3 protein-coding genes and 1 pseudogene are annotated in these 3,972 nt (G+C 58.1%); 2 read left to right on the top strand and 2 right to left on the bottom strand.

Annotated elements, in window-relative coordinates:
- Positions 1-88 precede the first annotated feature (88 nt).
- Together HX846_RS24950 and HX846_RS24945 are read right to left on the bottom strand one after the other, a co-directional pair.
- Positions 89-1,564: an inorganic phosphate transporter gene (locus HX846_RS24950; RefSeq protein ID WP_003219836.1), complete on the bottom strand. Its 1,476-nt coding sequence runs from the start codon at positions 1,562-1,564 to the stop codon at positions 89-91.
- 310 nt (positions 1,565-1,874) lie between these two features.
- Positions 1,875-2,075, bottom strand: coding sequence for a hypothetical protein (locus HX846_RS24945; protein WP_003219834.1), 201 nt, complete (start codon positions 2,073-2,075; stop codon positions 1,875-1,877).
- A gap of 667 nt (positions 2,076-2,742) precedes the next feature.
- Between HX846_RS24945 and pcaR the strand changes: the two genes are divergently transcribed.
- Both pcaR and HX846_RS24935 read left to right on the top strand, forming a co-directional pair.
- On the top strand, positions 2,743-3,585 hold the full coding sequence (pcaR, locus tag HX846_RS24940) for a pca regulon transcriptional regulator PcaR (RefSeq protein WP_003219833.1): 843 nt from the start codon (positions 2,743-2,745) through the stop codon (positions 3,583-3,585).
- A 148-nt stretch (positions 3,586-3,733) separates the two neighbouring features.
- Positions 3,734-3,972, top strand: a pseudogene (locus HX846_RS24935) (aromatic acid/H+ symport family MFS transporter); the annotation flags it as partial.

Genomic DNA, 3,972 nt, shown 5'->3' with positions numbered 1-3,972 from the left:
CCTAAATAACGGATATACACCCAAACCCCAGCCATAAAAAAAGGCACGACCCTCACAGGTCGCACCCTCTTCACAAGCCCAAGAGCTGTCAGCTACCCAAAGCCTTGGAAGCCAACCAGAACAACCCGGCCGAAAGGCCCACAGTCGCCGGTAGCGTCAACACCCAAGCCATCAGAATGGTCTTGACGGTGCCACCTTGCAGCCCGCTCTTGTTCGCCACCATGGTCCCCGCCACACCCGAAGACAACACATGGGTCGTGGAAACCGGCAAGCTGAAGATATTGGCCAAGCCAATCATGCTGGCCGTGGTGATCTGCGCCGACATACCCTGGGCATACGTCATGCCCTGCTTGCCGATCTTCTCACCAATGGTCAGCACCACACGCTTCCAGCCCACCATGGTGCCCAGGCCCAAGGCCAGTGCCACCGCCAGGATCACCCAGAACGGCGCGTACTCGGTGGTCGCCGTCAGGTCCTTGCGCAACTTGTCCAGGTCCGACTTCTCACGCGCATCCAGGCCTGGCAACTTGCCCACCTTCTTCGCGGTGTCATCCAGGCACAACAGATAACGACGCACTTCAATCCGGTGCTCGGCGGTCAACGAATGGTAGTCAGAGACACCTTTCAAGGTCCCCAGCAGGGCGTTGATCGTCGGTTCAGTCTGCTGCGGATTGCACTGGAACTTGCCCGGCAAATCGTCTTTCACGCTTTTGCCCAGGGCCAGGAACTCACCGAGGGTTTCTTGATTGCGCTGGTAGAACTGATTCAAGTGCAGCGTGGCGTCGCGGGTGCGCTCGATCTGGTAAGTGGTGCTGCCCAGGTCCAGTACGAACTGCGCCGGCACGATACCGATCAGTACCAGCATGATCAGGCCAATACCTTTCTGCCCGTCGTTGGAGCCGTGCACGAAGCTCACGGCCATCGCCGAAATCACCAGGACCAGGCGGTTCCAGAACGGCGGGTGCTTCTTGTCGTCGAGCTTGCGGCGCTGGTCCGGTGTCTTGTGCATCTTCGACAGCGGGCGCCACCATTTCAGGCCCAGCAGCACCAGGGCGGCAACCACGAAACCAGCCATCGGCGAGAACACCAGCGAAGCGCCGATATCGATCGCTTTCTGCCAGTTGACGCCGTCAGCCAGGGGAATGTCGTTGATCAGGGCGTTGGCCAGGCCGACACCGAGGATCGAACCGATCAGGGTGTGGGAACTGGACGCCGGGATCCCGAAATACCAGGTGCCGAGGTTCCAGGTGATCGCCGCTGCCAATAATGAGAAGACCATGGCCAGACCGTGGCCGGTGTTCACATTGATCAGCAACTCCACCGGCAGCAGGTGCACGATGGCATACGCAACACCGACCCCACCGAGCAACACGCCGAGGAAGTTGAACACCCCGGAGAAGAACACGGCCAGATGCGGAGGCATGGCTTTGGTATAGATGACTGTGGCAACCGCGTTAGCGGTGTCATGAAAGCCATTGATGAACTCGAAGGCGAGGACAAAGGCCAGGGCGAGCAGCAGGCTCACTAGAACCCAAGCATCCAGTCCGCTGAATAAATCGATCATGAAGGTTTTCTGACCCGGTCGTAAGGGGGCGCGATTATGCCAGAAAACATCGGTAATCAATGCACTAGCTGCTCATCGGTAACATTCTTCAACGAAAAAAAATGGGGGGGAGGCGTGCATCCCGGTGTTTTCGGGGCTTTGGCAAGTGATTGATTTATATGGAGGATCCATCAAATTCGCGGGATAAAGCGCCGGAAGGGAATAACTGAAACAATCGTATGAAATTTCGCTAAGGCCACATAACGGGCTTCCCTCCACCAGCGTGGTACTGGCAGAGAGATGGCACCTTTGGAAGCTCAACCCGAAACGCTTATGGCTCTTCGGCTTTGAGGTCCTGTTCAATCTTTTGGATTTCCTGGGCAAAGGCCTGGTCGAGCAGGCTGGCTCGTTTGCGCCATGGCTTGCGTTCAGGTTCTGGCTGGGCGGCGTAGGTGGTGACTTCCCCGCCGTAAACATCCTTGTAACGTTGTTCCTGGCGCTCAAGTTCCGCGCGCAGTTCGTCTTTCGTCACATTGTTACCTAATTGAGTTGAGTTTGATTCCGGCGAAACGCGATGCCGGGAAGTCGCCCCCGGTATACCGTCAATCTGAAGATCAGCGTGGAAAGGTATACAGGAAAAACCACTTCTTTATTGCACGCGGCCACGATACCGGAGAAGAGCAGTTGTCGTAGCAACAGTTTTCTTGTCACAGCCACAAGCAGTTGGCAGGCATTCGAAATGTGTGTCAGGTACTTGCGGCGGAGCCTGCACGCAGCCGGTGCACGACTGGGTGAAATCTATCCTCGGGGTCAGGCGAGGCTGGCTCCTGCACAGGATGCATTATAGCCACGCGCTTGAATAACACTATCGCCAACAAGTTAAAAATCGTCAACTTTGTGTGAGGGTTTTGTTACGCAGGTGTGTGGGGTATTTGCTGAACTATTGGCGCCATAAATCGTGCAATGTTCTACAGGCGTTAATCAACCTTAACTTCTCTCGTACATCAGTCGATTCTGAAAGGCACTCAAATGGATGTAGAGGGGTTCCGGCACCGGTCGGCGGTGACAAATTGCGATAATCGAATGACCGTCCGATAATCGCCCAATGTTGGTTGCCCTGCCTTGTGCAGCCATTGCACGGCGGCTTGTAATAGCGGTCACCCTCCCGCAGCGGTTAAAAATAAGAGAAAGGACCCCAAATGAACGATCAATTGCGCAACTCCTTCGCATCAGTGGCGCCGCCGATCGTTGCGTCACCGGCCAAGCGCATCCAGGCGTTTACCGGTGATCCGGATTTCATGACCTCCCTGGCCCGCGGCCTGGCCGTGGTGCAGGCATTCCAGGAGCGCAAGCGCCACCTGACTATCGCCCAGATCAGCCACCGCACGGAAATCCCCCGCGCTGCCGTACGCCGTTGCCTGCATACCCTGATCAAACTCGGCTACGCCACCACCGACGGGCGTACCTATTCTCTGTTGCCCAAGGTGCTGACCCTCGGCCACGCTTACCTGTCGTCCACGCCCCTGGCCGTTTCGGCGCAGCCGTACCTGGACCGCATGAGCGAGCAGCTCCACGAGGCGTGCAACATGGCAACCCTGGAAGGTGATGACATCCTCTACATTGCCCGCTCCGCCACCACCCAACGCCTGATTTCCGTCGACCTTTCCGTGGGCGGCCGTCTCCCGGCCTACTGCACCTCCATGGGCCGTATCCTGCTGGCGGCGCTGGATGACGCCTCGCTGCAGGACTACCTCGACCACGCCGACCTGCAAACCAAGACCAGCCGCACCCTCACCACCCCGCAAGCCTTGCTCGAATGCCTGCAGGAAGTGCGGCAGCAGGGCTGGTGCATTGTCGACCAGGAACTGGAGCAAGGGCTGCGTTCCATCGCCGTGCCGGTGTACGACGCTTCGGGCCAGGTCCTGGCGGCACTGAACGTCAGCACCCATGCCGGGCGGGTCAGCCGCAGCGAGCTGGAGCAGCGTTTCCTGCCGAGCATGCTCAGTGCCAGCCAGGAGCTGAGCGCGCAGCTGTTTGCGTAAGCTGTTCGGTGACCGCACAGATCCCGGCTGGATGAATTGACGGTGTTTCCCAAGGCTTATTAATGTGCGGCAGCGCTTCAAGGCGCCGCCCCAATAATAATGACGACTCAAGGTCGTTCGCCCGCCCATCGGTGTGGAAATAAAAATAATGAATCAGCCTTCACCTGCTGTCGGTACTTGTTTGGACGTTCAGTCCTTCATCAACGCCCAGCCGCTGTCGCGGTATCAGTGGCGAGTGGTGATCCTGTGTTTTCTCATCGTCTTCCTCGACGGCCTCGACACGGCCGCCATGGGCTTCATCGCCCCGGCGCTGTCCCAGGACTGGGGTATCGACCGCGCCAGCCTCGGCCCGGTAATGAGTGCCGCGTTGATCGGCATGGTCTTCGG

Source organism: Pseudomonas sp. K5002 (assembly GCF_013386655.1).
GTDB lineage: Bacteria > Pseudomonadota > Gammaproteobacteria > Pseudomonadales > Pseudomonadaceae > Aquipseudomonas.
The sequence above is the reverse complement of the archived record's forward strand: the minus strand, read 5'-3'. Positions and strand labels throughout refer to the sequence as shown.